General features: G+C 69.3%; 25 protein-coding genes. 14 read left to right on the top strand and 11 right to left on the bottom strand.

Going from position 1 to position 24,357, the window contains the following annotated elements; genetic code table 11:
* Window positions 1–56: 56 nt before the first annotated feature.
* The 3 genes from ACIBVQ_RS37660 to ACIBVQ_RS37650 all read right to left on the bottom strand — a co-directional run bounded on the left by ACIBVQ_RS37660 (window position 57) and on the right by ACIBVQ_RS37650 (window position 2,465).
* Window positions 57–557, bottom strand: coding sequence for a GNAT family N-acetyltransferase (locus ACIBVQ_RS37660; RefSeq protein WP_399183534.1), 501 nt, complete (start codon window positions 555–557; stop codon window positions 57–59).
* A gap of 42 nt (window positions 558–599) precedes the next feature.
* Window positions 600–1,730: a serine hydrolase domain-containing protein gene (locus ACIBVQ_RS37655; protein WP_399183532.1), complete on the bottom strand. Its 1,131-nt coding sequence runs from the start codon at window positions 1,728–1,730 to the stop codon at window positions 600–602.
* 63 nt (window positions 1,731–1,793) lie between these two features.
* Window positions 1,794–2,465, bottom strand: a complete 672-nt coding sequence (locus tag ACIBVQ_RS37650) for a DUF4097 family beta strand repeat-containing protein (protein ID WP_362911133.1) — start codon at window positions 2,463–2,465, stop codon at window positions 1,794–1,796.
* A gap of 220 nt (window positions 2,466–2,685) precedes the next feature.
* On the opposite strand from ACIBVQ_RS37650, the gene ACIBVQ_RS37645 reads away from it, so the two are divergent.
* Window positions 2,686–3,417, top strand: a complete 732-nt coding sequence (locus tag ACIBVQ_RS37645; RefSeq protein WP_399183562.1) for a helix-turn-helix domain-containing protein — start codon at window positions 2,686–2,688, stop codon at window positions 3,415–3,417.
* 113 nt (window positions 3,418–3,530) lie between these two features.
* Here the strand turns inward: ACIBVQ_RS37645 and ACIBVQ_RS37640 are convergent, their stop codons facing one another.
* The 4 genes from ACIBVQ_RS37640 to ACIBVQ_RS37625 form a co-directional block, all read right to left on the bottom strand.
* Complete coding sequence (locus ACIBVQ_RS37640; protein WP_399183530.1) at window positions 3,531–4,445, bottom strand: hypothetical protein; 915 nt, start codon at window positions 4,443–4,445, stop codon at window positions 3,531–3,533.
* Window positions 4,446–4,531: 86 nt separating this feature from the next.
* A complete protein-coding gene (locus ACIBVQ_RS37635; RefSeq protein WP_352014798.1) occupies window positions 4,532–4,756 on the bottom strand; it encodes a BldC family transcriptional regulator in 225 nt (74 codons plus the stop codon).
* 18 nt (window positions 4,757–4,774) lie between these two features.
* Entirely contained in the window at window positions 4,775–5,008 is a 234-nt protein-coding gene (locus ACIBVQ_RS37630) for a hypothetical protein (RefSeq protein WP_352014797.1), read from the bottom strand.
* Window positions 5,009–5,490: 482 nt separating this feature from the next.
* Window positions 5,491–6,663 carry an MFS transporter gene (locus ACIBVQ_RS37625; RefSeq protein ID WP_399183527.1) on the bottom strand — a complete coding sequence of 391 codons (1,173 nt, stop codon included), beginning with the start codon at window positions 6,661–6,663 and terminating at the stop codon, window positions 5,491–5,493.
* A gap of 481 nt (window positions 6,664–7,144) precedes the next feature.
* On the opposite strand from ACIBVQ_RS37625, the gene ACIBVQ_RS37620 reads away from it, so the two are divergent.
* On the top strand, window positions 7,145–7,771 hold the full coding sequence (locus tag ACIBVQ_RS37620) for a hypothetical protein (protein WP_399183525.1): 627 nt from the start codon (window positions 7,145–7,147) through the stop codon (window positions 7,769–7,771).
* A gap of 105 nt (window positions 7,772–7,876) precedes the next feature.
* Here ACIBVQ_RS37620 and ACIBVQ_RS37615 read toward each other — a convergent pair whose 3' ends face one another.
* From ACIBVQ_RS37615 to ACIBVQ_RS37605, 3 genes are all read right to left on the bottom strand, one after another.
* Window positions 7,877–8,566, bottom strand: a complete 690-nt coding sequence (locus ACIBVQ_RS37615) for a rhomboid family intramembrane serine protease (protein WP_352014794.1) — start codon at window positions 8,564–8,566, stop codon at window positions 7,877–7,879.
* 90 nt (window positions 8,567–8,656) lie between these two features.
* Window positions 8,657–9,169, bottom strand: coding sequence for an NUDIX hydrolase (locus ACIBVQ_RS37610; RefSeq protein ID WP_399183523.1), 513 nt, complete (start codon window positions 9,167–9,169; stop codon window positions 8,657–8,659).
* A 10-nt stretch (window positions 9,170–9,179) separates the two neighbouring features.
* Complete coding sequence (locus tag ACIBVQ_RS37605; protein ID WP_352014792.1) at window positions 9,180–9,749, bottom strand: CGNR zinc finger domain-containing protein; 570 nt, start codon at window positions 9,747–9,749, stop codon at window positions 9,180–9,182.
* A gap of 83 nt (window positions 9,750–9,832) precedes the next feature.
* On the opposite strand from ACIBVQ_RS37605, the gene ACIBVQ_RS37600 reads away from it, so the two are divergent.
* From ACIBVQ_RS37600 to ACIBVQ_RS37580, 5 genes are all read left to right on the top strand, one after another.
* Entirely contained in the window at window positions 9,833–10,684 is an 852-nt protein-coding gene (locus tag ACIBVQ_RS37600) for an alpha/beta fold hydrolase (RefSeq protein WP_399183521.1), read from the top strand.
* Entirely contained in the window at window positions 10,681–11,283 is a 603-nt protein-coding gene (locus ACIBVQ_RS37595) for an NAD(P)H-binding protein (RefSeq protein WP_362911139.1), read from the top strand. The genes ACIBVQ_RS37600 and ACIBVQ_RS37595 overlap by 4 nt, the downstream gene beginning before the upstream one ends.
* A 166-nt stretch (window positions 11,284–11,449) precedes the next feature.
* Window positions 11,450–13,060 carry an ATP-binding cassette domain-containing protein gene (locus ACIBVQ_RS37590; RefSeq protein WP_352014789.1) on the top strand — a complete coding sequence of 537 codons (1,611 nt, stop codon included), beginning with the start codon at window positions 11,450–11,452 and terminating at the stop codon, window positions 13,058–13,060.
* A gap of 117 nt (window positions 13,061–13,177) precedes the next feature.
* Window positions 13,178–13,981, top strand: coding sequence for a hypothetical protein (locus ACIBVQ_RS37585; RefSeq protein ID WP_399183518.1), 804 nt, complete (start codon window positions 13,178–13,180; stop codon window positions 13,979–13,981).
* A 399-nt stretch (window positions 13,982–14,380) separates the two neighbouring features.
* Window positions 14,381–15,412: a C40 family peptidase gene (locus tag ACIBVQ_RS37580; RefSeq protein ID WP_399183516.1), complete on the top strand. Its 1,032-nt coding sequence runs from the start codon at window positions 14,381–14,383 to the stop codon at window positions 15,410–15,412.
* 34 nt (window positions 15,413–15,446) lie between these two features.
* Here ACIBVQ_RS37580 and ACIBVQ_RS37575 read toward each other — a convergent pair whose 3' ends face one another.
* A complete protein-coding gene (locus tag ACIBVQ_RS37575; RefSeq protein WP_399183514.1) occupies window positions 15,447–15,941 on the bottom strand; it encodes an inorganic diphosphatase in 495 nt (164 codons plus the stop codon).
* Window positions 15,942–16,048: 107 nt separating this feature from the next.
* Here ACIBVQ_RS37575 and dacB point away from each other — a divergent pair, with 107 nt between their 5' ends.
* From dacB to ACIBVQ_RS37540, 7 genes are all read left to right on the top strand, one after another.
* Window positions 16,049–17,413: a D-alanyl-D-alanine carboxypeptidase/D-alanyl-D-alanine-endopeptidase gene (gene dacB / locus ACIBVQ_RS37570; RefSeq protein ID WP_399183512.1), complete on the top strand. Its 1,365-nt coding sequence runs from the start codon at window positions 16,049–16,051 to the stop codon at window positions 17,411–17,413.
* A gap of 51 nt (window positions 17,414–17,464) precedes the next feature.
* Window positions 17,465–18,583, top strand: a complete 1,119-nt coding sequence (locus ACIBVQ_RS37565) for a zinc-dependent metalloprotease (protein WP_352014784.1) — start codon at window positions 17,465–17,467, stop codon at window positions 18,581–18,583.
* A 116-nt stretch (window positions 18,584–18,699) separates the two neighbouring features.
* Window positions 18,700–19,734, top strand: a complete 1,035-nt coding sequence (gene tilS, locus ACIBVQ_RS37560; protein WP_352014783.1) for a tRNA lysidine(34) synthetase TilS — start codon at window positions 18,700–18,702, stop codon at window positions 19,732–19,734.
* Between the two features lie 13 nt (window positions 19,735–19,747).
* Window positions 19,748–20,305, top strand: a complete 558-nt coding sequence (gene hpt, locus ACIBVQ_RS37555) for a hypoxanthine phosphoribosyltransferase (RefSeq protein WP_399183508.1) — start codon at window positions 19,748–19,750, stop codon at window positions 20,303–20,305.
* A 285-nt stretch (window positions 20,306–20,590) separates the two neighbouring features.
* Complete coding sequence (gene ftsH / locus ACIBVQ_RS37550; protein ID WP_352014781.1) at window positions 20,591–22,564, top strand: ATP-dependent zinc metalloprotease FtsH; 1,974 nt, start codon at window positions 20,591–20,593, stop codon at window positions 22,562–22,564.
* Window positions 22,565–22,566: 2 nt separating this feature from the next.
* A complete protein-coding gene (folE, locus tag ACIBVQ_RS37545; RefSeq protein ID WP_352014780.1) occupies window positions 22,567–23,148 on the top strand; it encodes a GTP cyclohydrolase I FolE in 582 nt (193 codons plus the stop codon).
* A gap of 365 nt (window positions 23,149–23,513) precedes the next feature.
* Complete coding sequence (locus tag ACIBVQ_RS37540) at window positions 23,514–24,290, top strand: SDR family oxidoreductase (RefSeq protein ID WP_362911143.1); 777 nt, start codon at window positions 23,514–23,516, stop codon at window positions 24,288–24,290.
* Window positions 24,291–24,357 lie beyond the last annotated feature (67 nt).

The following is a 24,357-nucleotide window of genomic DNA, read 5'->3' as shown; positions in this document are numbered from 1 at the left end:
CGTCGGTTGGCCGCGTTCACCGCTCAGAAGCGGTCACCGACCGTGATCGTCATGTCTCAGAGCGGTTTGGCGAAGACGATGGCGTAGCGGTCGTAGCCCATTCCGTTCTCGTAGAACGGTACGGAGACGGGGCTGTCCGCGAACGCCTCCAGGGTGAGCAGCCGGGCCCCGCGCTCCCGCCCCCACCGTTCGACCGCCCGCATCAGCCCGGTGCCCGCCCCGCCCCGCCAGTGCGCACGCCGTACGGCCAGGGCGTTGACGAACACCCTGGGCAGGCCGACGTCCCGGGTCATCTGCCGCTCGGCCTCCGCGTGCGGCGGCAGGAAGGTGGCGTGGACGAACCCCACGACCTGTCCGGCGTGGTCGGCGACGAGGGCGAGCGTGCTCTCGTCGTGGTCGACCAGCTTGTTCTCCAGCCATTCGGAGAGGCCGTCCTCGGACGGAACCTGGAACTCCTTCGGCGCCACCTCCCGGTAGTACTCGGCCGAGTCCCGCCAAGCCCCCGCGACCCCGTCGCCGTCCCCGCCCCGTGCGGGCCGAATCTCGAAAGCGCTCATTCCCGCGTCCTTCACCACGACGCCTCCGGAGTACGGCGACGCTCAGTTCGCGGGCTGTGCCGGGTCGGCCGTCTCGTCAGGCGATCCGGACCGCCCGCCGCAGAACACCTCCGAGACGAGCATCCGGATCACCTTCTGGAACGCCCCGGCCAGGGACATCGCGGAGTCGTCCACGTAGTTCAGCGAGGCGGTCAGGGTCGTGCCGCCGTCGGGCGTGCTGTACATCAGCGCCGCATGGCCCGTGATGCCGCCGTTGTGGGTGATGACGGTGCCGCCGCACTCCGTGTCCTGCACGAACACGCCCAGGCCGTAGCCGGCCTTGGGATGCGGCGTGCACATCTCGGCCAGCAGCGGAGCCGGCAGGAGCCTGCCGCCCACGAGCGCGGAGACGAACGTGTGCAGATCCCGGGCGGTCGAGATCATGTCACCGCCGCTGGAGATCCAGGAGGGGTCGTGGCGGGTGACGTCGATCGTCCTCTGCAGGTCCCCGTCCTGGTAGCGGTAGTAGGCGTGGGCGTGTGGCCCGGGGATCTCCGGGCCGTCGGGCACCACGGTGTCCGACAGCCCGAGCGGTTCCAGGATCAGCCGCCGCATCTCCTCGGCGAGTGAGCGGCCGGTGACCTTCTCGACCAGCAGCCTGGCCAGCACGTAGTTGGTGTTGGAGTAGCTCCAGTCCGTCCCCGGCTCGAACCGCGCGGGCTTGGACAGCGCCAGCCGTACCAACTCCTCCGGCCGGTAGGTCCTGAACCGGCCGTCCACCCACTCCTTGCCCTGGCAGGGGATTCCCGGCGCGAACGTCGCGTCGTCGTAGTACTCGCCGGTGAAGTTGAACACCCCGCTGGTGTGCTGCAACAGCATCCGTACGGTGATCCGCCGGTCAAGCCCGAACCCGGTCAGGTGGTCGTCCGCCGGGGTGTCCAGCTCGATCCTGCCCTCGGCCACGAGCAGCAGGACCAAAGCCGCGACGAAGGTCTTGGTGTTGCTGCCGATCCGGACGTGTCCGTTGGCCGGTGGCTCGTCGGACCCGCCCAGCTCACTCACCCCGGCGCTACCGGTCCACTCGCCCCGGTCGTCGTGCACGCGCAGGTGCACCCCGGTGAAACCCGAATCGACGATCTCCTGGACGGTCTTCCGCAGCTCCGGACGATCCTGGCTGGTGTGGGTGACGGACATGGTGGTGCGCTCCTTCTGCTGTGAACCGTGGTGAACGTCGAGCGGACGGACGAAGGTCGCGGGTCAGAGACCGCGGGCGACGATGTCGCCGTGGGCGGTGGTCGCGTGGATGACGAGCTGGGCGGCGGCGCCCTCGGTGTTGTTGAGCGAGTTGTGGACCCGGCCGTAGGAGGTGCCGGCGTCCAGGGAGGCCGAGACTCCGGGGGCGGCGCCGATCGACACCCCTCCGGCCTCGGTGCGCAGCACGACCGTGCCGCGTACGGCCTCGGTGACGCGGATGTCGCCCTTGCTGACGTTGATCTCCGCGGGACCGTTGAGCCGACCGACCGAGATGTCGCCTGCGGCGGTGGTGATGCGGGCACTCGCGGCCTCGTCGATCACGACCGGGCCGTGCGCGCCCTCGAAGGCGACGTCGCCGAACTGTCCGACGCCCCGGAACTCGGCGTCGGCCACCTTGGCCTCGACGTGGGAGCCTGCGGGCAGCCGTACGGTCACCTCGACGGATCCCGAGGGGCCGAGGAACTGGTTCCTCCCCGCCGGGGCCGTGACCCGCAGGACGCCGTCGCCGTATTCGACCCTGGTCTGCTCCGCCGCCGTCACGTCGCGGCCCTTCGAGGGGTCCGTGGGCAGGATCTCGACCGTGGTGTCGGCCCGGTCGGCGGCGATGAGCTGGACGCGTCCCGCGGGGACGTCCAGGACGGCGGAGATGGGGGCGGGGGTGTTGAAGGTCTTCATGTGCTCTCCTGCGGGTGTCGTTTCGAACAATGGAAACGCTACGTTGCCTTTCGAGATTGAGCAACATCACTGTTGCGTGTAGATGACAAACCAGCAGGTGGAAGCATGTAAATCGTTGCGATGGGTCCGTTTTCAACGCAACGGGCATCGGCTGGTGCGTTGCAATGGATCGAAATTGAACGCTATGCTGGACAGGTCGCAGACCACGAAGGAGACCCTGATGCCAGGAGGCAGGCTCACCCAGCAGGACCGTCAGCAGATCGCGCTGGGACTGGCCGACGGCCTGGCCTACGCGGAGATCGCCAGGAGCCTTGACCGTCCCACCTCGACGATCACACGCGAGGTGATGCGCAACGGCGGTCCCACCGCCTACCGCGCCGACCTGGCCCACCGCGCCACCGAACGCCGTGTCCGCCGCAGGAGGGCCGCGCCCCGGAGCCTCGACACGGCCCCGCAGGCCCACGGACGCGATGCCGAGGCGGTGCGTGAGTACGAAGAGGAGTTCGCCACCGTCTTCATGCGGTCGGGCCTGCCCAAGATGACGGCCAAGGCGCTGGCCAGCCTCTACGCCACCGACGCGGGCAGCCTTACCGCCTCCGAACTCGCCGGGCGCCTCCAGGCCAGCCCCGCGTCCGTCTCCAAGGCGATCGCGTTCCTTGAGGACCAGGGCCTTGTCCGTCGTGAACGCGACGAACGCCGCCGTGAACGCTACGTGGTCGACGACGACGTCCTGTACCAGTCGATGATGGCCAGCGCCCGCGCCACCGCCCATCTCGGTGAGGTCGCGCGGCAGGGCGTCGGCGTTCTCGGCCCCGGCACCCCGGCCGCCGCCCGCCTGGAGAACATCGCTCGCTTCGTCACCTTTGTCTCCGAGAGCATCGTCCGCGCCGCGGACCAGGCCCGCGAGATCCTCCACACGAAGCCCGAGGCGACCTCGGACGGCGCTCCCTGAACCGAACGCGGGTCGTGGCGGACGGCCTTCGCGACCCGCGCGTTCGTGGTCCGGACGTCCACCGTCGAGTCCTCCGGTCGCGGGTTCCCCACGGGAGGCGGGGACGCGTGCGGTCAGTCGACCTTGGCCACCTGGCTCGCGGGAGGAACGCTGACGGAGACCCGGCTTCCCCAGCCGCTGTAGGAGGTGTCGATCTCGGTGGTGCCGTTGACCGGGTTCTTGGCGGTCTTCGCAAGAACCCACTTCGCGAACAGCCGCACCACCTGACCCTTTTCGTTGGTCCAGAGCCGCCAGGAGATATCGGCGTTGACCTTCTTGCCGTACTCCGACCTGCATGAGGGTGAGACCGCGCACAGCGCTTTCACGGTGATGGAACCGGAATAGCGTGTCGTGGTGGTTCCCCTGTCGGACCGGGCGGATTTCAGAAGTTCACGCAGGGTCGTGGGTTCGAAGATGTTGATGTCCTGCTCGGTGAACTCGTACGGCTGGTAATCGAGAATCGAGCTGCGGGCCCACGTCTTTCCCTGGGGCAGCATGTCCGACCAGGCTCCCCCCGAGGCGTAGGTCCTCCCTCCGGCGACGCGGAACCTGACCTTCCTGCCGCCTTTGAAGAGGCGGGTGGCGTCCGCTGCCACCACCCGGCCCTTTCCGAAGGCCAGGACCCCCGTGGTGTGGAGGACGACCGTCGATGTGGCCGGTCTGTCACGCAGCCAGAACTTCCATTTCGCCGAGATGGTCACCCCGTTTCCCGGGGTCATGAGCTTTTCCATGACCGTCACCGGATCCGGTGACGCCAGGGCCGTCTGGTGTGGGGCGAGCAGGGTCAGCGACGTCGTCGCGACCAGAAAAGAACACGACAGTGCCATCTCGACGCCTTTCGAGGAGAGGGGAACAGGGAAAATCCTGCGGTTCTCCCGGCGGCTTCGGCAACTCATATTCTGGATTCGTGAGGATGTCTGCCGGACGATGATTGCGCGGGGCGCGACTCGTGGGCTCCCCCCATGGTCACCCGAGCGGGCCCCGCTCAATTCTCCGGCGTCAGCGCATTCTTTCGACGCTCATGAACATCGATTTTTGTGTCAGCCGCGATCCGGTTCTGCGGCCGTTCCGGCGGTCACCCCTGGCGGTCGGGGTGGAGCAGGGCGCGGATGTCGCCTTCGCGGTAGCGGCGTTGGCCGCTGGGGGTGCGGACGGAGGGGATCTTTCCTGTCAGGGCCCATCGGTTGACGGTCTTGGGGTCGACGCCGAAGACGCGGGCGACCTCGGCGGGGGTGAGAAGCCGTTCTGTGGCGCCGGTTTCGGTGGTGAAGGTTCCGTCGGGGCTGACGATGCTGGTCATGAAGGGTTCCTGTACGGGTCAGTTGCGGATGAGGTGGATGATCTCGTCCTGGTGGCCGAGGGCCCGGGCGAGACGGTGGATGGTGGTGCGAGCGACGGAGTCACGCGCCCCCGCGGCGTGCTGGGTGGGGGTGACCGGCTGGTAGCGGTGCGCCCACCACCGGGGCAGGCCGGGCAGGTCGCGTGCCTCGTAGCGCCAGCCGCGATGAATGCTGCCGAGCAGGTCGATCAGCCGCCGCTCATGGTCGGTCATGGTCGTCTCCGTTCGCGGGGCATGGGGCAGGGGCGGGCAGGGGCCAGAAGACGGACGGTTGACACCCGGGTGAGGGTTGCCGGATATGGCGTGTGTAATGGGACACATATGGATTTATCCGATGGCCAAGTCATGCGAACACGGCAGACACCAGGCAAAAGTGTGAGAATCCGCTGAACCCTCCCGAACAGCCACTAAAGAAACGATGGGGCGGTTTCCTTCCCTGGACGCACCGAAAACCCCAGTTTCGGCGCACGGAAATCGCCGTGGCGGAGTGTGGTTCTCACGAGGTACGGCGTGCGTTCCCGGGGCGGGGCGCTCTCCGCCGTCTACGGGTGAGCGCACAGGCGTCCGGGGCCGATGAGAGAGATCGACGGCGCGGCGGCAGGGCCAGGCCGTGCCGTACCCGTCGAACGGTGGGAGGGTCTCCTCAGCCCCGCGCGGCAGGCTTGACGGGCTCGTCCGGCGCGGGGGTCTCCGGCTCAGCCGTTGGCTGCGCGATCGGTGAGGGCGGGTAGAAGGGCGGTCATGGTGAGGACGGCGGTCAGGGCGAAGGCGAGGGGATAGCCGGTCCGCTGGGCGACCATGCCGAAGGCGACGGCGCCGATCCCCATGCCCGCGTCGTAGGCGAAGTTCCACAGGGCGGTGACCGTGCCGTACCCGGAGGCCGTGACCCGGGCGTACATCAACGTCAGGGTGGCGTTCTGGGCGATCCCGAAGCCCGCGCTGAACAGCACGACCCCGGTGACGACGGCGACGGCGTCGTTGGTCAGCGCGGTCAGGAGCATCCCGGCGGCCGAGGCCAGCAGGGCGGGCACCACGAGCCCGGCGGAGCCGTACCGGTCGCCGTGACGGCCGGCGAGCCAGCGGGCGACGGTGGCGGCGGCAGGGTGTACGAACAGGGCCGTGGCCACCAGACCGTCAAGCTCGTCCGGTACGGCAAGCGGCAGGAACGTGACGGCGATCCCCGAGCCGAGGGCGGTGGTGGCCAGGACGGTCGCGGGCCTGACCAGGGCGCCGGTGCGGAAGCCCGCGGCCACCCCGATCGTCGGCCCCGGCAGGTCCCGGCCCTCGGGAAGGCCGGGCACCGCCAGGAGCGCGGCCAGCGCGACGAGGGCCGCCAGGACGAACACGGTCTCGTAGTTCACGCGGTTGGCCAGCCAGATCCCGAGCGGCAGTCCCACCAGGGACGGCACCCCGGACACGACGCCGACGAGCCCCAGCCCTTCGGCGCGGCGCTCCGGCGGGATCAGCGCGGCGGTCAGCGTGCCGCCCGCGACGATCGTGAGCGCGAACCCCAGGCCGCGCAGCAGGCAGATCACCACGGTCCACGTGAGGTCGTCGGAGACGGTCAGCAGCAGGGCGGGCACGCCGAGCAGGACGAGTCCCGCGGCCAGGGGGAGGCGGTGGCCGTACCGGGTGACGACGCGTGGGGCGGCCAGTTCGCCGACCACCGTGGCCAGCATCAGCGCTCCCGTGGTCAGCCCGGCGGCGTCCTGCCCACCGGAGGCCGTCGCGCGCAGCGGCACGACCGACATCAGGAGGAACAGACTTCCCAGAGCGCCGACCACGGTTACAAAGCGCAACAAAAGCGCTCTGGACAGTAATGGCGGCCGCCCATCAAGGAGCAGGGCGGTTTCTTCGCGTGGAGGCATGGGGTGCAAGTTAGAACCTGACCAAGTACTGGCGCGTTCTTTTCCGTGTCTTTGGAGAGACCGCTTTGTTGACGGCCTTAGTGAGGCCAGGGCAACTCGACCAGTTCGATGGGGTTGGCGGTGGTTTGCACCCCGGTTCGTCCCGCCGGGCCGGGGGGCGTTCGGGCGTCGATCGCCGGTCTCGTCGGACCCGTTCGAGCGACCGTGGCCCGGGTCGCGAACCCCTGCCCCGGCTTGGCCCAGGGCATCGGCCGGGCGCGACCGGTCCGCACCGCGGACGGGGTCGCATCCACGATGTCCCGGCGCCCGCGGCCGTCCGGCGCGCGCCGGGAGCGGTGCCTCGATCAGCGCCCACCGCTCATCCGTGAGATCAGGGGGATGGAAAAGGGCGTCGTGTCGTTTCCGTTTTCTGCCCGCTGTGGGGCGGCTTCACGACCGGCCCTCAGAAACGCTGTCGGTCATTGCCCGCTCTCTCAGAACAATGAGCGGCCGCCGTTCGTCTCAACAGGAAGGTCCCGACTCTTTTGAGGGGTGCGGCGTGAAGAAGGAACGGGTTTACATCGGCCTTTCGCTTTTCGGGCTGGCCGGAATATGTGCCCTGGCAGGCTGGCTCTGGTGGCTGGACCTGTTCGGAAAACTCGTGTTGTGGTTCGGTGCCGCGTCCTTCACCTGGAAGGGCTTCCAGGCCCTTCTGGGAAAGCCCGGCTCTCCGCAGGCGCAGGTCACCGCCCAGCCGGCCCCGCCCACTCTCCCTGACTCCGCGCTTCGGGCGCCGACGAATCCCCCGTCGCCGCCCGGGAACCCTTCACCGCTTTCCGCCTCCCCGGACGGTCTCTCCGAGCGAACGGATCACGGGGAGGTCTGGGCGGCGGTGAAATCCACGACCGGCGACACCGTGCGCGGCATGCGGCGGTTCTGGGTCGTGCTCGCTCTCCTTCTCCTGGTGCCGATGACGCTGGGCCTGGCCATCGGTGGGATCGTCACGCTTTTCAGCGGCGACGTGCCGACGGCCGGTCTCATGTGCGCGGCGGCCGGTTTCCTGGTGTGGTACTGCTGCGGCCCGCTGCGGCGCTTCTGGAAGACGGGGGAAATCGAGGTGACCGAATGACCGGCGACGGTCCGGGCGGGTGACGCCGGCCAGGCGACCCCTGGTCTTCGTGACGATGGGGAACCCCTTGACCACCATGCGCACGACGACGCCCGGCGGGGTGTCTCAGAGGCCGAGGTCGTCCAGTTCCTTCAGCAGGGCGGCTCGGGAGTCCTCAGGGGAGGAGGGCTTGGCGGCGCCCGCCCTGGAGGCGGGAGCGGAGGCGGCGGCGTGGGCACGGTTCCGGAACAGCCAGCCGCCGAGCAGACCGCCCAGGAAGCCGAACACGTGGCCCTGCCAGGCGACGCCCTCCTGGGGCAGCAGCCCCCCGGTGATCTGGTAGGCGAAGCACAGCGCCATGACGACGCCGACCACGATGTCGATCAGGTGCCGGTCGAAGGCGCCGCGCACCAGCACGTAACCGAAGTAGCCGAAGACGACGCCGCTCGCGCCCACGGCGACGCTCGTCGAGCCGGCGGTGAGCCATTCGCCCAGGCCGCTGACCAGGATGATGAGGCCGGTCACGCCGAGGAACCTGACGACTCCCCGGTAGGCGGACAGGAAACCGAAGACGAACAGCGGTCCCGAGTTGGCCTCGATGTGCTCCCAGCTCCAGTGCAGGAACGGCGACGTCGCGATGCCGGGCAGGGTGGAGGGGGTCCAGCCGCGCACGCCGTACTGGTAACTCAGGGCGTAACCGGAGATCCAGTTGACGACCTGGACCGCCCAGATGAGGGCCAGGAAGCCGACCATCGTCCAGAAGGCCTTGCGGGCCTCGGCGACCATGATTTCGGCTGACTGCCCCTTGGCTTGCATCTGACGTCTCCCCGAGGCGATCACCCGACAAGGATCAACACTGTAATAGCCAGGTATGTCAGTTTTCGCCTGGATGATCCGGGGCGAGGATCAGAGCGGCGGCTCCGGGTGGTGCCAGGGGAAGACGACGGGCTCGGCGGGCACGGCGCCGGCGAGCAGGTCTCCGAGCAGGGCGGCCAGACCGAGGGGGATGACCGATTCCCGGGTCGCGCGCAGGTCGGGCAGCGACCACCAGCGGGACCGGTCGATCATCGAGCGTTCGAGGTCCTCCATGCCGGAGTCGTCGATCTCGCCCCCGCCGGTCCGCAGGAAGAAGAAGGAGTCCTGGGAGAGGAACAGCCTGCCGTCCTTGTGGACCCAGTGCCCTGAGCTGGTGGCCACGACGGGGCCGAAGTCCTCGGGCGAGGCCCGCCGCCCGGTCTCCTCGAACAGCTCGCGGGCCGCGGCCTGTGGCGCGGTCTCACCGTCCGCGAGGCCCCCGCCGGGGGTGAACCAGGCGTGGCTGGAGTCCTTCCCCATGCCGGGTCCGTGGAAGAGCAGGACGCGGTCGCGGTCGTCGACCAGCAGGATCCGTGCGGACGGCCGGACGATCACCTCGGGCATGCCGGTGATCCTACGCCTGGGGCTCCCGGCCCGCGTGGCGGCGATAGTAGCGCGCGACCCGCACCCGGTTGCCGCACAGCTCGGGCGAACACCAGCGGCGCCGGGGGTGCGCGGGCAGGAACAGCATGCAGCAGCCCGGCCCGTCGCAGTCACGCACGGTCCCGATCGGCCCGGCGAGCAGGTCGATCGTGGCGCCCGCCAGCAGCGAAAGCAGCGTCGAGCGGTAGTCGCCCTCCCGCTCGGCCCCCACGACCACCCGCCCCTCCCGCCAGTCCAACGTCCGGTACGGCGAGGCCAGCCGGTCGGCGTCGCTCAGCGCCCGCAGCGCCCGCTCCGGCGGTTCGAGGCCCCGGCGCGCCAGATCCACCACGGTCGCGACGGCCTCGCGCAGTTCGACGACGGCCGCGCGGTCGGCCTCGGTCAGGGCGGCGGTGGGCTGGGGCAGGCGGTGCTCCTGCGAGGCCAGCCACCGGCGCAGGCCGTCGAGGGTCGCGAGGTGGTCGACGGGCCCTTCGGGGGAGCCGCCCTTGGTGTTGATCAGGTCGAGGGCGAGGGGCTCGCCGGTCAGCGGGAGGTCCATGGCTCTAATGGTACTTCGTCGCGTTGACGCATTAGATGATCGAGCGCTATAACTAATGCGTCTTCGAGCGAAAGAAGCATGTGATGAACATCGCCCACCGGTTCGTCGACGTGGACGGGGTGCGGGTCTTCTACCGTGAGGCCGGTCCCGCCGACGCTCAGACGCTGCTCCTGCTGCACGGTTTTCCGTCGGCGTCACACCAGTTCAGAAGGCTGATCGACGCCCTGGGAGACCGGTTCCACCTCGTGGCTCCCGACTACCCCGGCTTCGGGCACACCCAGGCCCCCGACGGGTTCGTCTACTCCTTCGACCGGCTCGCCGACGTGGTCGAGGGCTTCGTCGACCGGCTCGGGCTCGGGCGGTTCGCGGTCTACATGTTCGACTTCGGCGCGCCGGTCGGCTTCCGGCTGGCCGTACGGCGTCCCGAACTGGTCGCGGGCCTGGTGGTGCAGAACGGCAACGCCTACGAGGAGGGGCTGAGCGAGCAGGCGCGCGGGTTCATCGCGCTCGGCCCGGGTCAGGAGGACCAGGTCCGGGGGCTGCTGACCCTGGAGGCGACCAGGGGGCAGTACGAGGGCGGGACGTCGGACCCGGAGACGATCTCTCCTGACGGCTGGACCCTCGACCAGCACTTCCTCGATCTGCCCGGTCGCAAGGAGGCGCAGGTCGCGCTGGCCTTCGACTACCGGAGCAACGTGGCGCGCTACCCCGAGTGGCAGGAGTGGCTGCGCGCCAACCGGCCGCCGACGCTGGTCGTCTGGGGGAGCAACGACCCCTTCTTCGTCGCGGAGGGGGCCAGGGCGTACCTGCGGGACGTGCCCGAGGCCGAGCTGCACCTTTTCAATACCGGCCATTTCGCTCTCGAAGAGAAACTTCCGGAAATAACCCCTCTTATCGCCGACTTCCTTGAGCGTGTCGGAAAGGACAACGGATGAAGATCGCAGTCGTCGGAGCGACCGGCCACATCGGCTCGGCCGTACTGAAGGAGGCCGGTGACCGTGGCCACGAGGCCGTGGGTCTGGCCAGGAACGTCTCCGGGCTGGAGAACGGCGTCGCGATCGACGTGCTCGACCCCGCCTCGGTCGCCGAGAAACTGTCCGGCTACGACGCGGTGGTCCTCGCCGTGAAGGGGGACGTGCCGGGGGCCGTACGGAACCTGATCGACGTGCTGCCCGGAGCCGGTGTGACACGGGTGCTGGTCGTGGGCGGCGGCGGCAGCCTTGAGGCCGCCCCGGGACAGCGCTTCGTCGACGGCCCCGACTTCCCCAAGGAGTATCTGGAGGAGGCCACGTCCCAGGCGAAGGCGCTCGACCTGCTGCGGGCCGAGGGCGACGCGCTCGACTGGTCCTACGGCAGCCCGCCCCCGGCCTACCTGGTCGACGGCGAGCGGACCGGCGTCTACCAGGTGAGGGGCGGCGACACCCCGATCGACGGCATCGCCACCCGCATCACCGTTCCCGACTACGCCGCGGCCCTGATCGACGTCCTGGAGAACGGCTCCTTCGTCAGGGAGCGCTTCAGCACCGGTTACTAGGGCCTGTTCTCCGGCCTGCGGGGGCGCCGGGAGACGGTCCCCGAGGTCATCAGGGACGAGGGTCTCCGACCGCCGCCGGGTACGGGCGCCGTACCCGGCGGATTAATGATGTGCGAACCTCTCACATCGGCGGATACCCTGCGCGAGGACCTGAGGAGGGGTTTGCGTGGGGCACGTTGAGGTTGGCCATCTGACCTATGTTCTCCCGGACGGACGGCCGTTGCTCGACGACGTGTCGTTCCGTGTCGGCGAGGGGGTCAAGGCCGCGCTCGTCGGCCCCAACGGGGCGGGCAAGACGACGCTGATGCGCCTGATCTCCGGCGACCTCCAGCCCGTCGAGGGCAGCGTCGCCAGCTCGGGCGGCCTGGGGGTGATGCGCCAGTTCATCGGCAGCATCCGCGACGGACGCACCGTGCACGACCTGCTCCTCGGCGTCTCCCCCCTGGGCGTACGGCAGGCCGCGGAGAAGCTTGAGGCCGCCGAACTGGTGATGATGGAACGCGAGGACGAGAAGGCCCAGATGCGCTACGCGCAGGCCATCTCCGACTACGGGGACGCCGGCGGCTACGACATCGAGGTGCTCTGGGACACCTGCACCATGGCCGCGCTCGGCGTGCCGTACGACCGGTGCAAGTACCGCGAGGTCAACACGCTCTCGGGCGGTGAGCAGAAGCGGCTGGTCCTTGAGGCGCTGCTGCGCGGGCCCGACCAGACGCTGCTGCTGGACGAGCCGGACAACTACCTCGACGTGCCGGGCAAGATCTGGCTGGAGCAGGCGCTGCGCGAGACGCCCAAGACGGTCCTGCTGGTCAGCCACGACCGGCAGCTCCTGGCCAACGCCGCCGACCGCATCGTCACCGTCGAGTCCGGAAACATCTGGATCCACGGTGGCGGTTTCGCCACCTACGCCCAGGCCAGGAAGGACCGCAATGAGCGCCTCGGCGAGCTGCGGCGCCGATGGGACGAGGAGCACGCCAAGCTCAAGCGCCTGGTCGTCATGCTCGGCCAGAAGGCGAAGTACATGGACACCATGGCCGCCGCCTACCACTCCGCCCAGACGCGGCTGCGCAGGTTCGAGGAGGCCGGGCCGCCCGAGGTCGCGCCGAGGGACCAGAACATCAGCATGCGCCTGCGCGGCGGCCGTACCGCCAAACGCGCGGTGATCTGCGAGAGCCTCGAACTGACCGGCCTGATGAAGCCGTTCGACCTGGAGGTCTGGTACGGCGAGCGGGTCGCAGTGCTCGGTTCGAACGGCTCGGGCAAGTCGCACTTCCTGCGCCTGCTGGCCGGGGAGGAGATCCGGCACACCGGGCTGTCCAGGCTCGGTGCCCGGGTCGTGCCCGGTCACTTCGCGCAGACCCACGCCCGTCCCGAGCTGCTCGGCAAGACGCCCTGCGAGATCGTCATGACCGAGCACGCGAAGCTGCGCAACGAGGCCATGAAGGCGCTCTCGCGCTACGAGCTGGCCGGTGACGTGGGTGACCAGCGGTTCGAGACGCTGTCCGGCGGACAGCAGGCCAGGCTGCAGATCCTGCTGCTCGAACTGTCCGGGACCACCCTGCTGCTGCTCGACGAGCCGACCGACAACCTCGACCTGGCCAGTGCCGAGGCCCTGCAGGAGGGGCTCAACGCCTTCGACGGGACGGTGCTCTCCGTCACCCACGACCGTTGGTTCGCCGAGGACTTCGACCGCTATCTGGTCTTCGGCTCCGACGGCAGGGTCTACGAGTCGTCGGAGCCCGTCTGGGACGAGACCCGGGTGGTCAGGAAGCGCTGAAACATGCCTTTGGGGATTCTGTACAAATAATCCGGCATAGGGAATCTCAGTTAAAGAATTCCCCCGAGGCGTGCGTGTCCGGTGTGAGCCCGAATAACCACGGGTTATCACGGCTATGTGACGCACAGTACCCGAATCGTCGGCGCCATCGCCCTGCTGCTCCTGGCCGGATGCTCCACCGGTCCCGAACAGCGGGAGGCGGCTCCGCTCAAGCCGCTCACGGTCAAGGAGCAGGTCTCGTCCGTCGTCAAGAAGGACGGGGGGTACGTGGTGAACTGGGCCGGCGTGCTCGCCAACAGCAATCCCTGGCATTTCGGGGAGAACGTGGTGGCCACGGTGATCGCCAAGGACGCCGCGGGCAAGGAGATCATCCGGTTGCAGCAGCCCCTGGACGCCGTGCCGCCCGCCGGGCTGTTGCCGTTCAGCGGTGAGGTGGTCGCCACCGAGCAGCCGACCCGGGTCGACATCGACTACCGGCCCGCCGAGTGGCGGCTCGCCGGGCGGATCGTCTCGGCCTTCCAGCCGTTCCCGGTCACCGACGTGATGACCGTGCGCAGGGAGAACGGCTACGTGGTCGTCGGCTACGTCGGCACGCCGTACCGGCTGCCCGCGGGCAGCCTGGAGGTCACCGCGCTGCTGCGGGACAAGGACGGCAAGCTGCTCGGCGGCGGGAGCGCGTTCGTCGACGACGTCCGCTCGGACAGTACGCGGCGTTTCGTCATGCACATCGAGAGCGTCCCGAACACCAAGCAGATCGCGAAGGCCGAGGTCGAGGCGCACACCTGGGGGTCGAGCAGCCGTCCCTACGAGCAGCTCGCGCTGGGCGGCAGCGTGCCGATGCACACGGTCAAGCCGACGACGGCCGCCTTCGCCAGGGACCGGGGCAGGCAGGGAATGGCCGCAGGGGACGCCAGACCGTGACGTTGGGCCTTTCGGGCATTTAGTGTGTTTCACCTTTTTGGTGGGGCTCCGGGTCTTCCGCAGACCCGGAGCCCTTTTTTGTGCCCGCTTTTCGATGTGATTTTTCCAGACTTTCTGGCCTTTTTAAAAGGTGGGGGAAATTTCGGGGAATGTGGGAGTAATGAAGGCTGGGGGAGAACCAGGTGATCTGTGCGGGAAAGGTCCTTCTTCGGGCGTTGTTCCCGGCATTTTCCATGCCTGATGCGCCTGAGGGGAAATCCCACTGAACGACGCCGATCGCGTTATGTGTGTTACATGTGTGCGAAGAGTGACTATGGGGAATCTGGAGTCAAGCGAGCTGTCATGCAGTGACACATAGCGATATGCGCTGATTCGTTGGCGTTATGGGAGAGGTGAAATATGCACTCCGTACGCGGAAGGCGTTGTCACGTCGTCGCGGTGGTCTCCGGACTGGCATGCTGCCTGGTCGCGGGCGTGGAAGCCGGTTCAGGAGCCACGGCCTGGTCCCAGACCCGAACCGGCCCCACGGCCGAGGAGGTCGCCGAGGCGCGCTCCGCGGCCGTCGAGCGAAGTAAACAGTTGGACGACGCCACGGCCAGGCTGGACGAGGCCAGACGGCGTCTGGAGGAACTGGTCGCCCTGGAACGAGCGGGAGGGCCGACCCCTGCGCCCCCGGCCCTCCCCGACGCCCCTGGCGCCTCCGCCGCAACGGCCGTGAGGCCGGACCCCGAGGTGGACGAGGACGAGATCCTGGCCCAGGCGCGGAACGTCGGCCCGGACGGCGAGAGCGGGACGACCGTCTCCGGATTCGGCCCTGACGTGGTCGGGCAGGCGGCCGAGGTGCGCAGGTTCAGCCTGGAACGCGCCCGGCTCAGGACGGAGGCCGAGACGGCGCTGACCACCGCGCAGCGACTGGTCGCCGAGCGGGAGGCGGCCAGGAAGAGGCGAAGGGCGGCCAAGGGGCGCTCCAGGGCGCGCGCGGCGGCCCAGCAGGCGCAGAAGGCCCAGACGGCCCAGGTCGTTCAGCCGGTCCAGACGACCCAGGCCGTCGCGCTCACGGAGCAGACACGCGGGAACGTCGTCGCGGACTGGGCGCTGACCCAGATCGACAAGCCCTACGTGTGGGCGAGCGCTGGACCGTCCGGCTACGACTGCTCAGGGCTCACCATGCAGGCCTGGGCCAGGGTCGGGGTCAAGATGGACCACTGGACGGGCACCCAGTGGACCGCGGGCAGGCACGTGCCGTACGACCGGCTGCAGCGTGGGGACCTGCTCTTCTTCGGCCGCGGTACCCGTAGACCCGCCGACATCCGGCACGTGGGCATCTACATCGGAAACGGCATGATGGTGCACGCCCCGCAGACCGGGGACGTGGTCCGGGTCGCGCCGATGTGGCGCAAGGACCTCATCGGCGCGACCCGCCCCGCCTGAGGGCGCGGATCCGCAGTGTCAGACAGGCGGCGGATCAGTGCTGGTGGCTGGCCTCCTCGGCGCGCTTAATCGACCGCGCGATCTCCTCCTCGGCCTCGACGCGGCCGACCCAGTTGGCGCCTTCGACCGACTTGCCGGGCTCCAGGTCCTTGTAGACCTCGAAGAAGTGCTGGATCTCCAGGCGGTCGAACTCGGGGACGTGGTGGATGTCGCGGATGTGCTCCATCCTCGGGTCGGTCGCCGGGACGCACAGCACCTTGTCGTCACCGCCCTTCTCGTCCGTCATGCGGAACATCCCGACCGCGCGGCACTTGATCAGGCACCCCGGGAAGGTCGGCTCCTGAAGCAGCACCAGAGCGTCGAGGGGGTCTCCGTCCTCGCCGAGGGTGTCCTCGATGAAGCCGTAGTCGGCGGGGTACTGCGTGGAGGTGAACAGCATCCGGTCGAGCCTGATGCGGCCGGACTCGTGGTCCACCTCGTACTTGTTCCGTTGCCCCTTGGGAATCTCAACGAGAACGTCGAACTCCACCGCGTGTTCCTCCGCTCAAGCCCCCGGGCACCCCCGGATGGGCGTTAATGTCTCGTAGAAGTATCGAATGATGAGAGGTCGGCGACATAATGCGGCGCGAGCGGGGGGTGGCCTTGGTCACTCTCGTCTTGCTGCAACTGTTCGTCGTCGCGGCCGGTGCTCACCTGCTCACCAGCGACGAGCTGACTGAGAAGGCGCCCGAACCGGTCGCTTCGGCAGAGCCGCCTCCACCCGTCCCGGTCATCACCGCGGGTCCGGTGCTGGCCGCGCGGGGGAACGGACCTCTCCCTGCCAAGGGTACTTTGGCGGCGAAGCTCACCGAGGCGTTGGGGGACCCCGCACTGGGCGACAGCGTCGGCGCCGCGGTCGTCGACGTCGAGACCGGCGCCCTGCTCTTCGGCAGCGGAGCCGAGACGGGCGTGACCCCGGCCTCGACGACCAAGGTCGCGACCTCCGTCGCGGCGCTGGCCTCACTGGGCCCCGACGCCACGATCAGCACCCGCGTCGTGCGCGGCCCGACGTCGAAGTCGATCACCCTGGTCGGCGGGGGCGATCCCACGCTGAGCGCCAGGAAGGCCCCCGGCGTCTACCCCCAGCCCGCCTCGCTGGCCGCCCTGGCCATGCGTACGGCCAGGGCGCTCAAGGCGACCGGGATCACCACGGTGAACGTCACCTACGACGACAGCCTCTACACCGGCCCGAGAACCGCCCCGACCTGGAAGCCCGGCTACGTGCCCGAGGGCAGCGTCGCCCCCGTGACGGCGCTCGCGATCGACGAGGGCAAGGTCGCGCCGGGCAGCCACCAGCGGGTCTCCGACCCCTCCCGTACGGCATACGCCACGTTCGTCTCGCTGCTGACGAAGTACGGCGTGAAGGCCGCCAAGGTCACCAAGGCCAGGGTCAGGGCGCCCAAGGAGGCCCAGGAGATCGCCAGGGTCGACTCGGCTCCCGTCTACGCCCTGGTCGAACGGGCCCTGACGCTCAGCGACAACGACCTCACCGAGGCCCTCGCCAGGCAGGTGGCCCTCAAGGAGGGCAGGCCCGCCTCCTTCGAGGGGGCGGCGCAGGCCGTGCTCGGGGTGCTCGGCAGGCTGAAGCTGGCCCAGGGGGTGCGGGTCTTCGACGGCTGCGGCCTGTCCCCGAGGAACCGCATCGCCCCGGCCGCCCTGGCCAGGCTCGTCGCCGCGGCCACCTCCCCGGCCAACCCCCACCTGCACTCGGTGATCAGCGGCATGCCCGTCGCCGGGTTCACCGGTACGCTGGGGCACCGCTTCGTCAAGGACGACGCGGTCCACGGCCTCATCCGCGCCAAGACCGGCACCCTGGACGGGGTCAACGCGCTGGCCGGGACGACCGTGACACGCGGCGGACGCCTGGTGACCTTCGCCTTCATGGCCGACAAGGTCCCGCCCGGCTGGGGCAAGGCGGAGGCGGCCCTCGACAGGCTCGCCGCCATCGTCGCCGCAGGCTGATTGACGACACTGACCGCGCGGGCGGTACGGATACCACGTACGGTGGACGGTATGCAGGTGATCGACTGGGACCTTGCCGTCGCGACCGGAACGCGCCTGGTGCGCCCCGGGCCGCAAGTGAGCCGAGAGGAGGCCCGCAGGGCGGTCGCCGAGCTGCGGCAACTCTCCAGAATCGCCGAGGGACACGTCCGCGAGTTCACCCGGATCGACACCGAGACCGCGCCCGTGGCCGCGACCGTCGTCGACCGGCCGGGCTGGATCAAGGCCAACGTCGAGGGCTTCCGGGTGGTGCTCGAACCGCTGACCCAGCGGATGGCCGCCCGCAAGGAGCAGACGCCCGCGATCGTGACCGCGGTCGGCTCCCGCATCACCGGGGTCGAGGTCGGCGCGGTGCTGGCCTTCCTGGCCTCCCGCGTCCTGGGGCAGTACGAGCTGTTCCTGCCCCCCGACCCCTCGGGCAGGCAGCCCGCGGGCCGTCTGACGCTGGTGGCGCCCAACATCGTCCACGCCGAGCAGGAGCTCGACGTCAACCCGCGTGACTTCCGGCTGTGGGTCTGCCTGCACGAGGAGACCCACCGGGTGCAGTTCACCGGTGTGCCCTGGCTCAGGGAGTACGTCCGCTCCCAGATGACGGACTTCCTGCTCGCCTCCGACATGGACCTGAGCACGCTCCTCGACCGGCTCCGCTCGGCGGCCGACGCGGTCGCCGACGCCGTCAGGGGCGGCGAGGGCAACCTGATCGACGCGATCCAGACCCCCGAGCAGAAGGAGATCCTCGACCGGCTCACCGCGGTGATGACCCTGGTCGAGGGGCACGGCGACTACGTGATGGACGCGGTCGGCCCCGCCGTCGTGCCGACCGTCGCCGACATCCGCGCCAAGTTCCAGCACCGCCGCGAGGGTGGCTCCCGGCTCGACCGCACGGTCCGCAAGCTGCTCGGCGTCGACCTCAAGATGAAGCAGTACGCCGAGGGCTCGACCTTCGTCCGCACGGTCGTCGAGCGGGTCGGGATGGACGACTTCAACAAGATCTGGACCTCCCCGCAGACGCTTCCGACCCAGGACGAGATCGGCGACCCCGGCCGCTGGATCGCCAGGGTCGTCGGCACCCGGGCCCTGCCCGGCGCCAACGGCACCGCCGTCGCCCCGGAGGAGGGCCCGGCGGCCTGACAGGCCCTTCCTGAGCCCTTCCCGGGCCCCGCCCGGAGTGCTCCCGAGCTTCGCCTGGAGTGTTCCCGGGCCCGGCCTGGCGTGGGAGAGGCGTCACAGGGCGGACAATGGCGGGCATGGGTCCGCCTCCCGCCGTCGCCGACGTCCGCCGGGCCGTACGGCTCGCGCTGGACGGCACGGCGCCGGGCTCTCTCGTGCTGGTCGCGTGCAGCGGCGGCGCCGACTCCCTGGCGCTGGCCGCGGCGACCGGTTTCGTCGCCCCCCGCGCGGGGCTGCGCGCCGGACTGCTCACCGTCGACCACGACCTGCAGCCCGGCTCCGACGACCGCGCCCGCGACCTCGTACGGCTCGCCCCCTCGCTGTGTCTCGACCCGGCTGAGGCGGTGCGCGTCCGCGTCGGGACGGAAGGGGGGCCGGAGGCGGCGGCCAGGCAGGCGAGATACGCCGCGCTGTCCGAGGCCGCAGAGCGCCTCGGGGCGGCGGCCGTGCTCCTCGGACACACCAGGGACGACCAGGCGGAGACCGTCCTGCTCGGCCTGGCCAGGGGGAGCGGCACCCGCTCACTGGCCGGGATGCCGGCGCGGGCGGGGCTGTACCTGAGGCCGCTGCTCGGGCTGGGCAGGCGGACGACCGCGGCCGCCTGCGCGGGGATGGGGCTGAGCCCCTGGGAGGACCCGCACAACCGCGATCCCCGCTACACCCGGGTCAGGGTCAGGACCCGGTTGCTGCCCGCCCTTGAGGACGAACTGGGGCCCGGCGTCGCCGAGGCGCTCGCCAGGACCGCCGACCTGTGCCGGGACGACGCCGACGCCCTTGACGGCTGGGCCGGACGGGCGTACGCGGAGGCGGTCGCCCGGGGCGCGGGCGATTCAGCTCTTAGCGATATCGCGGACGAACCCGGGGCGGTGGTGCTTGCCGTACGGGAGGTGGTGGATCTGCCCTCCGCGGTGCGGCGCCGGGTGCTGCGCAGGGCGGCGATCGAGGCCGGATCGCCGCCGGGGACGCTCGCCGCCGCCCACGTCCTCCAGGTGGACCGCCTGGTCACCGCGTGGCGGGGGCAGCGCCGCGTAGAGGTCCCCGGAGGGATTGGGGTGGTGCGCCGGTATGGCACCCTGGTGTTCGCCAGACACCCAGCAAGCCCCATCTCGTAAGGAAAAATCCCAGGTGGACGCAGCCGACATGGGCAAGGACCTCGAAAGGGTCCTCATCACCGAAGAAGAGCTCCAGGCAAAGATCAAGGAGCTGGCGGGCCGCATCGACGAGGACTACGCGGGAGAGGACCTGCTGATCGTGGGCGTGCTCAAGGGCGCGGTCATGGTCATGGCCGACCTGGCGAGAGCACTCCACCTGCCGGTCCAGATGGACTGGATGGCGGTCTCCTCCTACGGCGCGGGCACCAAGACCTCGGGCGTGGTCCGGGTTCTCAAGGACCTGGACACCGACATCGCCGGGCGGCACGTGCTGGTCGTCGAGGACATCATCGACTCCGGCCTGACCCTTTCGTGGCTGGTGCACAACCTGAAGTCCCGAAACCCCGCCTCGGTGGAGATCTGCGCGGCTCTGCGCAAGCCGGACGCGGTCAAGGTGCCGCTCGACGTGAAATACATCGGATTCGACATTCCGAACGAGTTCGTGATCGGTTACGGCCTCGACTACGCAGAGCGATACCGCAATCTTCCCTTCATTGGGACCCTCGCGCCCCATGTGTATGGGGCCAGCTGAAAAAGTACGCCCTGGGCGAAGTCTGCCCCTCCTGCGTACGACATTCGCCATAGGGGAGGGGAACACACGCCCACCTGACGTACGTTGGTAGGGCAAAGCCGGTGCTGTCCGGGCGGTTACTCCGTGCGGCACACCGGTGTACCTTCGGACGATCAAGAGGGCGGCTTCGCCCGCCAACTCTTGGTCGTCAGTTGGAGCGGTTAGGGAGACCGCGAGCCCCGGGCTCCGTCCGGGGTTGCCAGGCCATGGTCAGGAAGGGACGGGCCCGCCGGGGTTCCGCATCGGATGGATCTCAAGCGATTTACACGTGGGCCACTGCTGTGGATCCTGGGCATCGTCGTGCTGCTCCTGCTCGTCACCACGATGTGGAACAGCGACGGCAGCATCGACAAGGCCGACACCTCACAGATCGTCAGCTGGATCAACGAGGGCAAGATCTCCAATGCGAAGGTCATCGACAAGGACCAGCGCATCGAGGTCACTCTGACCGACGGTAAGCGCTACTACTCCTCGTGGGTGACCGGCCAGGGTGTCCAGCTCACCGGCCAGCTCCAGGCCGCCAAGGACGCCGGGAAGCTCGCCAAGGGCTACACCGTCGACGTGCCGAGGGACAACTTCCTTCTCGGCCTGCTGATGAGCTTCCTGCCGATCGTCTTCGTCGTGCTGTTCTTCCTGTTCATCATGAACCAGATGCAGGGCGGCGGCTCCCGGGTGATGAACTTCGGCAAGTCGAAGGCCAAGCTCATCACCAAGGACACCCCCAAGACCACCTTCGCCGACGTCGCGGGCGCGGACGAGGCCATCGAGGAGCTCCAGGAGATCAAGGAGTTCCTCCAGGCCCCCGCCAAGTTCCAGGCCATCGGCGCCAAGATCCCCAAGGGCGTCCTGCTTTACGGCCCGCCCGGAACCGGTAAGACCCTGCTCGCCAGGGCGGTCGCCGGTGAGGCCGGGGTCCCGTTCTACTCGATCTCCGGTTCCGACTTCGTCGAGATGTTCGTCGGTGTCGGCGCCTCCCGGGTGCGCGACCTGTTCGAGCAGGCCAAGGCGAACGCTCCGGCCATCATCTTCATCGACGAGATCGACGCGGTCGGTCGTCACCGTGGCGCCGGTCTCGGCGGCGGTCACGACGAGCGCGAGCAGACGCTGAACCAGCTCCTCGTCGAGATGGACGGCTTCGACGTCAAGGGCGGCGTCATCCTGATCGCCGCGACCAACCGGCCCGACATCCTCGACCCGGCGCTGCTGCGCCCGGGGCGTTTCGACCGCCAGGTCACCGTCGACCGCCCCGACCTTGAGGGCCGCAAGGGCATCCTCAAGGTGCACGGCAGGGGCAAGCCGTTCGCCGAGGGCGTCGACCTCGACGTCATCGCCCGCCGGACGCCCGGCTTCACCGGTGCCGACCTGGCCAACGTGATCAACGAGGCCGCGCTGCTCACCGCCCGCGCCGACCAGAAGCTCATCACGATGGAGACCCTTGAGGAGTCCATCGACCGCGTGATGGCCGGTCCCGAGCGCAAGTCGCGCGTCATGTCGGACCAGGAGAAGAAGATCATCGCGTACCACGAGGGTGGACACGCCCTGGTCGCGCACGCGCTGCCCAACTCCGACCCGGTCCACAAGATCACGATCCTGTCCCGTGGACGCGCCCTCGGTTACACGATGACGCTGCCCATGGAGGACAAGTTCCTGGCGACCCGCTCCGAGATGATGGACCAGCTCGCGATGCTGCTCGGCGGCCGCACGGCTGAGGAGCTCGTCTTCCACGAGCCCACCACCGGCGCCTCCAACGACATCGAGAAGGCCACCTCCATCGCCCGCCGCATGGTCACCGAGTACGGCATGAGCGAGCAGCTCGGCGCCCGTAAGTTCGGCGCGGGCAACGCCGAGGTCTTCCTCGGACGTGAGATGGGTCACGAGCGCGACTACTCCGAGAAGATCGCCTCCGCGATCGACGAGGAGGTCCGCCGCCTCATCGAGTCCGCGCACGACCAGGCGTGGGAGATCCTCGTCGAGTACCGTGACGTGCTCGACAACCTGGTGCTCGAACTCATGGAGAAGGAGACCCTCTCCCGCGAGCAGGTGCTGCAGATCTTCGCGCCCGTCGTGGTCAAGGAGAAGCGCCCCTCCTATTCGGGGTACGGCAAGCGGCTGCCCTCCAACCGGCCGCCTATCCTGACCCCGAAGGAGCAGTCGGGTAACGGAGCGCTCCCCGCGGGCGCCGGGCACACCGACTCTGTGGTCCCCAGGGACGGGAACTGAGTGTGAGCGTCAATCCCCTCAAGGTCGACTCCGAAAGGCTGGAGAAGGCCGTCCGCGAGATCCTCTACGCCATCGGAGAGGACCCCGACCGTGACGGCCTCCGGGACACCCCGGCACGGGTCGCGCGAGCCTACGCGGAGCAGTTCGCCGGGCTCGGGCAGACCCCCGAGGACGTCCTGACCACGGTCTTCGACGTCGACCACGACGAGATGGTGCTCGTCAGGGACATCGAGGTCTACTCGACCTGCGAGCACCACCTGGTCCCGTTCCACGGTGTCGCCCACATCGGCTACATCCCCAACGAGAAGGGGCAGGTCACCGGCCTGTCCAAGCTCGCCCGCCTCGTCGACGTCTACGCCCGGCGCCCCCAGGTGCAGGAGCGGATGACCTCCCAGATCGCCGACGCGCTCATGAACGTGCTGGAGCCCAGGGGCGTCATCGTCGTCATCGAGTGCGAACACCTGTGCATGACCATGCGCGGTGTCCGCAAGCCCGGGGCGAAGACGATCACCTCGGCGGTCCGCGGCGACTTCCGCAGCAGCGACAAGACCCGCGCGGAAGCGATGGCCCTCATCCTCCGCTGATCTTTCCGCACCGAAGCCCCTGTCTTCCTGGCGGGGGCTTCGGCGTTTCTCGGAGGCTTCAGCGTTTCTCGGAGGCTTCGGCTTTTCTCGGGGGCGGAGGTCGCCGATGTCAGGAGTCGTTGTCGGGACGCGGGCCGGCCGGTGTCTCGAAAGGCCTGGCCCGGGGTCCCGGCTTCCCGGGTGATCGCCCATGTCGTTCCTTTGGCCGAGGCGCCTGACCTCCCGGGCATGGTTTTTGAATAAGCGGCGTGAGTCCTTTTCGCGATGGCCGTGACCGGACGGGTTTCCGGTTTCACGAAGGCGGCAACGGAGCCTCGGCCGTTCTAGTTGCTCCGGCAACGTGAATATGTGTTTACCGTGATCACGTGAAGAACGAACCGCGTACCTACGTAGTCACAGGCGCCGCCTCCGGCATCGGCGCCGTCACAGCCGACCTCCTCGCCGCGGGAGGCGATCGGGTGATCCGCTGTGACCTGAACGACGCCGACGTGCTCGCCGACCTGAGCACGCGGGAAGGCCGGGAGCGACTGGCCGAAGGCGTCGCCGCCGCCTCCGGTGGCACCGTGCACGGCCTGGTGGCCGTGGCCGGGGTCGGCGACCTGAGCCCGGCCCCCGTACGGGTGAACTTCTTCGGCACCCTCGCCACACTCGACGCGGTCCGGCCGTTGCTGGCCCGCTCGGAACGGCCCCGCGCCGTCGTCGTCTCCTCGCTGGGCGCCATCGTCGCGGCGGACGAGGGCCTGGTCGAGGCCTGCCTGTCGCTGGACGAGGAGGCCGCGGCCGAGGAGGCGGCCAAGATCGTCGAGGCCGGGAACGGCCAGACCGTCTACACGTCGAGCAAGCTGGCGCTCAACCGGTGGTTGCGCCGCGCCGCGGTCGGCCCCGACTGGGCGGGCGCCGGTATCCCGCTCAACGCCGTCGCCCCGGGCGTCGTGGACACCGAGACCGCCAGGAGGTTCGTCATCGACGACCCGGCCGCCAGGGAGCTGATAGAGGCCCTGATGCCGCAGCCACTGGGCTTCCCCGGCCCCGTCGAGGCCGTCGCCTCGCTGCTCGCCTGGACGGTGAGTCCCGGCAACGCGTTCATGACCGGGCAGATCCTCTACGCCGACGGCGGCGCCGAGGCCGTGCTGCGCCCCTAGAGTTCGCGGATACGGTTCTGACCCGGTAGGAACCGTGTCCGCGCCGGGCGTATCTCGGCCGTGGCGG

This window comes from Streptosporangium sp. NPDC049376 (assembly GCF_044466505.1).
Taxonomy (GTDB): Bacteria; Actinomycetota; Actinomycetes; order Streptosporangiales; family Streptosporangiaceae; genus Streptosporangium.
The sequence above is the reverse complement of the archived record's forward strand: the minus strand, read 5'-3'. Positions and strand labels throughout refer to the sequence as shown.

Excerpts from the sequence above, each read along its gene's own strand:
- ACIBVQ_RS37660 (WP_399183534.1), bottom strand. The coding sequence starts at position 557 with ATGAGCGCTTTCGAGATTCGGCCCGCACGGGGCGGGGACGGCGACGGG.
- ACIBVQ_RS37655 (WP_399183532.1), bottom strand. The coding sequence starts at position 1,730 with ATGTCCGTCACCCACACCAGCCAGGATCGTCCGGAGCTGCGGAAGACC.
- ACIBVQ_RS37650 (WP_362911133.1), bottom strand. The coding sequence starts at position 2,465 with ATGAAGACCTTCAACACCCCCGCCCCCATCTCCGCCGTCCTGGACGTC.
- ACIBVQ_RS37645 (WP_399183562.1), top strand. The coding sequence starts at position 2,686 with ATGCCAGGAGGCAGGCTCACCCAGCAGGACCGTCAGCAGATCGCGCTG.
- ACIBVQ_RS37635 (WP_352014798.1), bottom strand. The coding sequence starts at position 4,756 with ATGACCAGCATCGTCAGCCCCGACGGAACCTTCACCACCGAAACCGGC.
- ACIBVQ_RS37630 (WP_352014797.1), bottom strand. The coding sequence starts at position 5,008 with ATGACCGACCATGAGCGGCGGCTGATCGACCTGCTCGGCAGCATTCAT.
- ACIBVQ_RS37625 (WP_399183527.1), bottom strand. The coding sequence starts at position 6,663 with ATGCCTCCACGCGAAGAAACCGCCCTGCTCCTTGATGGGCGGCCGCCA.
- ACIBVQ_RS37620 (WP_399183525.1), top strand. The coding sequence starts at position 7,145 with ATGAGCGGCCGCCGTTCGTCTCAACAGGAAGGTCCCGACTCTTTTGAG.
- ACIBVQ_RS37615 (WP_352014794.1), bottom strand. The coding sequence starts at position 8,566 with ATGCAAGCCAAGGGGCAGTCAGCCGAAATCATGGTCGCCGAGGCCCGC.
- ACIBVQ_RS37610 (WP_399183523.1), bottom strand. The coding sequence starts at position 9,169 with ATGCCCGAGGTGATCGTCCGGCCGTCCGCACGGATCCTGCTGGTCGAC.
- ACIBVQ_RS37605 (WP_352014792.1), bottom strand. The coding sequence starts at position 9,749 with ATGGACCTCCCGCTGACCGGCGAGCCCCTCGCCCTCGACCTGATCAAC.
- ACIBVQ_RS37600 (WP_399183521.1), top strand. The coding sequence starts at position 9,833 with ATGAACATCGCCCACCGGTTCGTCGACGTGGACGGGGTGCGGGTCTTC.
- ACIBVQ_RS37595 (WP_362911139.1), top strand. The coding sequence starts at position 10,681 with ATGAAGATCGCAGTCGTCGGAGCGACCGGCCACATCGGCTCGGCCGTA.
- ACIBVQ_RS37580 (WP_399183516.1), top strand. The coding sequence starts at position 14,381 with ATGCACTCCGTACGCGGAAGGCGTTGTCACGTCGTCGCGGTGGTCTCC.
- ACIBVQ_RS37565 (WP_352014784.1), top strand. The coding sequence starts at position 17,465 with ATGCAGGTGATCGACTGGGACCTTGCCGTCGCGACCGGAACGCGCCTG.
- tilS (WP_352014783.1), top strand. The coding sequence starts at position 18,700 with ATGGGTCCGCCTCCCGCCGTCGCCGACGTCCGCCGGGCCGTACGGCTC.
- ftsH (WP_352014781.1), top strand. The coding sequence starts at position 20,591 with ATGGATCTCAAGCGATTTACACGTGGGCCACTGCTGTGGATCCTGGGC.